Annotated in this window: 8 protein-coding genes and 1 tRNA gene; 4 read left to right on the forward strand and 5 right to left on the reverse strand. The window is 33.8% G+C overall.

Going from position 1 to position 5,517, the window contains the following annotated elements; all coding sequences use genetic code 11:
* Both K1X44_08650 and K1X44_08655 read left to right on the forward strand, forming a co-directional pair.
* A partial coding sequence (locus K1X44_08650; GenBank protein ID MBX7147358.1) for a heavy metal translocating P-type ATPase occupies positions 1–1,328 on the forward strand: 1,328 nt, incomplete at its 5' end.
* A 10-nt stretch (positions 1,329–1,338) separates the two neighbouring features.
* Positions 1,339–1,740: a MerR family transcriptional regulator gene (locus tag K1X44_08655; protein MBX7147359.1), complete on the forward strand. Its 402-nt coding sequence runs from the start codon at positions 1,339–1,341 to the stop codon at positions 1,738–1,740.
* Here K1X44_08655 and ruvX read toward each other — a convergent pair.
* Entirely contained in the window at positions 1,721–2,203 is a 483-nt protein-coding gene (ruvX, locus tag K1X44_08660; protein ID MBX7147360.1) for a Holliday junction resolvase RuvX, read from the reverse strand. The genes K1X44_08655 and ruvX overlap by 20 nt on opposite strands.
* Positions 2,204–2,330: 127 nt before the next feature.
* Between ruvX and K1X44_08665 the strand changes: the two genes are divergently transcribed.
* A complete protein-coding gene (locus tag K1X44_08665; protein MBX7147361.1) occupies positions 2,331–3,008 on the forward strand; it encodes a LysE family translocator in 678 nt (225 codons plus the stop codon).
* Between the two features lie 61 nt (positions 3,009–3,069).
* Positions 3,070–3,144: transfer RNA gene (locus K1X44_08670), tRNA-Gly, on the forward strand.
* 23 nt (positions 3,145–3,167) lie between these two features.
* Here K1X44_08670 and K1X44_08675 read toward each other — a convergent pair.
* The 4 genes from K1X44_08675 to K1X44_08690 all read right to left on the reverse strand — a co-directional run.
* Positions 3,168–4,226, reverse strand: a complete 1,059-nt coding sequence (locus K1X44_08675; GenBank protein ID MBX7147362.1) for a site-specific integrase — start codon at positions 4,224–4,226, stop codon at positions 3,168–3,170.
* Positions 4,227–4,373: 147 nt separating this feature from the next.
* On the reverse strand, positions 4,374–4,736 hold the full coding sequence (locus K1X44_08680; GenBank protein ID MBX7147363.1) for a hypothetical protein: 363 nt from the start codon (positions 4,734–4,736) through the stop codon (positions 4,374–4,376).
* Positions 4,726–4,953 (reverse strand): hypothetical protein, encoded by a 228-nt coding sequence (locus K1X44_08685; GenBank protein ID MBX7147364.1) that lies wholly within the window; start codon positions 4,951–4,953, stop codon positions 4,726–4,728. The genes K1X44_08680 and K1X44_08685 overlap by 11 nt, the downstream gene beginning before the upstream one ends.
* A 52-nt stretch (positions 4,954–5,005) precedes the next feature.
* The coding region (locus K1X44_08690; GenBank protein ID MBX7147365.1) for a hypothetical protein at positions 5,006–5,517 on the reverse strand (512 nt) is incomplete at its 5' end.

Below are 5,517 nucleotides of genomic sequence, written 5' to 3' on the forward strand. Positions count from 1 at the left end.
GCCATTTAACTGTTAAAGTTGATGCCCTTCAAGAAGGGACAAGATTATTTAATATTATTAAACTTGTGACAGAGGCACGTCAGCAAAAAATTCCTATCCAAAGATTAATTGATCGGTTAAGTGCATTTTTTGTGCCCATAATTATTTTTATTGCTCTTGGTACATTTTTGGGGTGGTGGGCATATAATGGGAATGTTGACCAAGCACTTATTAATGCAATTTCTGTTTTAATTATTGCCTGTCCTTGTTCTTTGGGTTTGGCAACGCCCGTTATATTTTTAGTTGGAACAGGGTTGGGGGCTCGTTATGGACTTCTCTTTAAAAATATTCGCATTTTTGAAAAATTAGCGAAAATTAAAACTGTTATCTTTGATAAAACAGGAACATTGACAACAGGATTGCCAGAAATACAGCATATTGATACGTGTGATAGATCTGAAGCTCATGAATTTATAGCCATAGCAGCAGCCTTACAAAAGGGATCAGGTCATTCTTTTAGCCATGCATTTCAACAAGCTTTTGAGAAATTGCCAAAAAATGAACAAAAAATTTTTACAGTTGGAGATTTTAAAGTTATTCCAGGATTAGGGGTAAAAGGATATATTCAAGAAAAACAAGCTTGGTTTGTTTTAGGTAATGAAAAACTTCTTGTTCAAGAGAATATAGAAATAACTTCTTTTGCAAGCAAAGCAGAAGATCATAAAAATAGCGGTTATAGTTTGGCTTGGCTTGCAGAAATTGATCCTCGCCAAAAAAATCTTGCTCTATTTGCCCTCCAAGATTCTTTAAAACCTCATGCAACTCAAATAGTTAAAATTTTACAAGATAAAGGAATGAAGGTTGTACTTCTAACGGGTGATAATAAATCATCTGCTGATTTCGTAGGTAAAAAATTGGGTGCAGATTCTATCATTGCAGAAACAACGCCCGAGATAAAAAAACAAATTGTTCAAAATTTCCGTAAGCAAAATAATATGGTTGTTATGGTAGGTGATGGAATAAACGACGGCCCAGCTTTAATGGAAGCAGATGTAAGTATGGCAATGGCTTCTGGAAGCGATATTGCCCTTCATACAGCATCGATTATTTTAATCCATAATGATCCATTATGGGTTGATCAAGCTTTAGTTCTGGCTAGAAAAATTTATTGGAAAATTTGTCAAAATATATTTTGGACATTTGCCTATAATATTATAGGTGTGAGTTTGGCTGCAGCAGGATTATTAACCCCGTCGCTTTCTGGTATTATCATGGCTGGAAGCAGTATAAGTATCATAGGTAATGCCCTGTTATTTTCTTTATGGCGACCCATTCTTCCAAAATCTTAATTAAGGTTATATGATGATAACAATTAATCATGTCTCTAAAATAACTGGTTTTTCGGCAAAGATGATACGTCATTATGAAAAGCTAGGATTATTAGGAAAAATTACAAGAACTTCTACTAATTATAGAATTTATAAAAAATCAGATATTGATATATTGCATTTTATAAAACGTACAAAGAATTTAGGTTTTGCCACAGAAGATATTAAAATTTTATTAAATGTTTGGCAAAATAAAAAAACGAATCGTCTAGAGGTACGTCATATTGCGCTTAAACATCTTGATGATTTAAAGGTCCGGATTCATGATTTGCAATTGATGGTTAATGTTTTGCAGGAATTAATTACCCAATGTGAAAAGAATAAACATACGGATTGTCCAATTCTGGCATCCTTTATCCATTCTCATTCTTAATTTTATTTTTAAAATAATTTAACGCCCCTTGTAACATATAGGCTGCTGCAATTTGATCAATAAGTAAGTCCCTTTTTTTTCTTGATAAATTACTTTCAAGCATCATTTTATCGGCGGCTATTGTTGAAAATCTTTCATCCCATAGGGTTATAGGTAAATCAAGCACCATCATAATATTTTTGGCAAAATCATTAACGGCTTGAGCTTTTCTTCCCTGGTTACCATCAAGATGTAAGGGTAATCCAATAATAAGCCCCCCAATTTTATAGGTTTGAATAAGATCAATTAATATTTTTATATCAATTGAAAATTTTTTTCGGTAAATCGTTTGAAGAGGGGATGCGACAATCAAATTTGGATCACTTAAAGCAATACCAATGGTTTTCTGGCCATAATCAAGACCAAATATAGCATGGTTGGGTAATAAAGATGAAAAAAAATCCTTGATTGGAAAAATCGGCATAATGAATTAAATCTATTTATATTGCCTTTTGTAAAGTAAAATCATAATAATTTTATTACTTACCTATAAATTTAAAAAGCTATGTAGGCATAGGTGATGAACTTAAATTTTAAAATTATATGTTGATATGTCTATAGAACTAGAAGCGTTTTTATTGTTTTTAAAAGGTTTAATGGTTGGCTTTCTTATTGCAGCCCCTATTGGTCCCACCGGATTTTTATTAATTAGAAGAACTTTAGCCTCAGGCATTATTGCTGGCCTTGTGATTGGACTAGGTGCAGCTTTGGCAGATAGTTTTTATGGGTTTATTGCGGCCTATAGTTTAAGTTTTGTGGGTGAATTTTTAGCAAGAAATGGTTTTCTATTTAGCATGATAGGTTTTGTTGTTTTATGTGTGTTAGGGATTATGGAATGGTATTCAACAGATGCCAAAGAACCAAAGCAATCTTTGAATGAACGGAAACCTAGTATTGCAGGATGTTTTCTTTCATCTTGTTCAATTACCTTATTTAACCCTATGACCTTACTTTCTTTTGTTGCAGTTATGACAGGCCTGGGTGTGGTGGGCAATGGGTTTGCCCATTTGAATAATTTTGTGAATAACCCGTTTAAGATAATTTTCTTTGTCCTTGGGGTTTTTGTTGGTTCTTTACTATGGTGGATGATTTTAACCCTAAGTGTTGCGATCGTAAGACATAGATTGGATTGGATTATTGTCAGAAAACTTAACCGTATCTCAGCTATTTTTTTGATAGGATTTGCTTTTTTTGTTCTTTATCAAGGAATGACCAGGACTTTTTTCTGATCAAGGGCCAATAGAACACTTGCCAAAATGATTTATCACGGTATGATCTAAATTATTTTAAGCGGGCGTAGCTCAGGGGTAGAGCATAACCTTGCCAAGGTTAGGGTCGAGGGTTCGAATCCCTTCGCCCGCTCCAGTGAAATAGCTGGTTTTCTGCAATTATTTAGATACATACACTTTCCTCACTTTCTCTTCAGGGCTCGCGTAGGGCTCGCGGTTTCTTAAAGTTGCCCACGCTGCTTTACGTAAGTATTCAGGTTGATGTTTAGCATAACGCTCTGTAGTTGCCGTGACGCGTTGTCCTAACATCCCGGAAATATCAAAAATGGGCACGCCATTTTGTGCCATCCAGGTGGCGCAAGTATGTCGTAAAGTATGAGGACTAACATCATTTAATCCTGCCTTAAGACATGCAGACTTAAAACTCTTTTTAATATTATTTATAGGAGACCCCATCCGCTCTATTACATAATTTGTTGAAGCGTGTGCTCTAGCAAATTTAAGAGATCTCAATAGTGCCCCTTCAATCGGAACTACAGATTTCTTTTTATTTTTTTCTATTTCATCAGGTAGTGAATAAAAAATTAATTTATTTTTAAAATCAACTCTATCCCAGGTTAACTTTAAAATGGCCCCACTTCTTGCCCCTGTATATAAAGCTAACCTAATAAACAGTCTAAGATATAGATCATGAGCCGCAAACAGTAGCTTAGCTGCTTCATCCCTTGTTAAATATCTTTCTTTAGGTGGAGATGAAGACAAAGAAGAAATTGCTGGAGCAGATTTAATTAAGCCATATCTCACAGCTCTATTTAGTGCCGCCTTTAATACAGAAAGTTCTCTAGAAATAGTCCCATGTTTTATATCTTTGTTTTGCCTGGTTAAAATATATTGATCCGTTAGATCAAAATTAATCTCAGAGACTTTTGTATATCCAAAAAAATCTTTCCATAATTTTATAGAGTATCTGACGGTTGGTTCACTACTAACATTACAAGCATATTTATCATAATACTGATCTAATACATCTATAATTAAAACATCATTACTTACATCAGATGCTTTCTTATTAATTTGTAGTAGAAAAGATGCTAAAACGAGTTCAGCTTCTCGGCGATCTTCCGTCCCCGTTGAGCGGCGGTGAGTTTGCCTATTTTCGGTCCAGACAATATACCAATTTGGTTTGTCTTTTCTTTTTTTGAGTTCGTATTTTGACATGGCTTTACGTGTTGATTTTGTAAATATGTTGTTAAATCTGATAGTCTAAAAAATGTTCTTGATCTAATTTTTATATGGCCTAGTCTACCGGCTCTTGTTTCATTAATTACAGTTCCCGCAGATATCTTTAATTGTTTGGCGGCATCTTTAGTTGTTAACAGCGGATCGTTTTTTAGTTCTTCTACTAATGTCACTTTCCTTCTCCTTATCTTTATTTTCTTCTGGAAGTTTTTTGAACTCTTTTGTTAAAATGTTTCTATATTGTCTAAATATCTTATCCCATGAAAAGCTGACTTTATCTAAGGTTGCGGCCAATATATTAATTTCTGATTCGCATGTTTCTTCCCATGTTTTTTTCATATCATCAATAGTGTAAACGCATTCTTCCATGAGTGATTTTATATCTGCAATTCTGAGACCAATTGTAAATAATTTAGCAGTTATATCTGCATCTTTTACTGTAAGAGAAACATACTTATTAATAACTTTCATGTTTGGATCAGTGGTCATTGATTACCTCCAGGAACCCTTTATTTACTTCTTTAAATAAGTTTGATATTTTTTGTAACGCCATAAGCAATTCTAAATAATGTTCAACATCAATAAACTGGCGATAAATTTCTTCACTACTTATTACGGAAAGTAAATTTTTGCTATATAACCATGCATCGTTCATTGCATCTTGATGAAATTGTAACTTACATAAAGTTTGAAGATACTCATTCATTGGCATGTGAGCTTGTGGCCAATTATATTTGTTCATCGAACTTCCTTTTAATTTATTTCCCATAATTATTGCCCATAACTCTTTTTGCTTTTTCAAACTGTTCCATTTTCTGATGAATTACACTGAGTAATTGATCGGATAGCTCTTCTTTAACTTCTCTCAATCTGTTAAGAGCTTTATTATTTTTTCTTGCCCATTCTTTGTAATCATCTTCGTTTTTGAAGCTATTAATTTGTGCAGTAGCTTTATTGTACCAATCTAATATTTTTGCATTCTGTTGTTCATCTTGATCTGATGTTACAGATTGCTCAGATATTATTTCACCTGTATTGGGATCAAATGTTTCTGTGACAGTTAAAGGTTCAATTTCTTTAGAAGATATAATATTGGCTTCAAGAGCTTCTAATTTTGAAACTGGCTTAACCTCTTCTGCAGGCGTTATATCTTTTAATTCTTCGACTGCGTAAGAAAGCCCCAATAAAATATCAGGGAATACATCTCTTAGAGCAAAGCTTCTAGCACGCATCTGTAACATACGATCAGGGTATTGCGTCCAAGGTCCTG

The organism is Alphaproteobacteria bacterium, from assembly GCA_019695395.1.
In the GTDB taxonomy this organism is placed as follows: domain Bacteria; phylum Pseudomonadota; class Alphaproteobacteria; order JAEUKQ01; family JAIBAD01; genus JAIBAD01.

Bases quoted from the DNA above. Each gene is read 5' to 3' on its own strand.
- K1X44_08685 (MBX7147364.1), bottom strand. From the start codon at position 4,953: ATGAATGAGTATCTTCAAACTTTATGTAAGTTACAATTTCATCAAGAT.
- K1X44_08665 (MBX7147361.1), top strand. From the start codon at position 2,331: ATGTCTATAGAACTAGAAGCGTTTTTATTGTTTTTAAAAGGTTTAATG.
- K1X44_08655 (MBX7147359.1), top strand. From the start codon at position 1,339: ATGATGATAACAATTAATCATGTCTCTAAAATAACTGGTTTTTCGGCA.
- ruvX (MBX7147360.1), bottom strand. From the start codon at position 2,203: ATGCCGATTTTTCCAATCAAGGATTTTTTTTCATCTTTATTACCCAAC.
- K1X44_08675 (MBX7147362.1), bottom strand. From the start codon at position 4,226: ATGTCAAAATACGAACTCAAAAAAAGAAAAGACAAACCAAATTGGTAT.
- K1X44_08680 (MBX7147363.1), bottom strand. From the start codon at position 4,736: ATGACCACTGATCCAAACATGAAAGTTATTAATAAGTATGTTTCTCTT.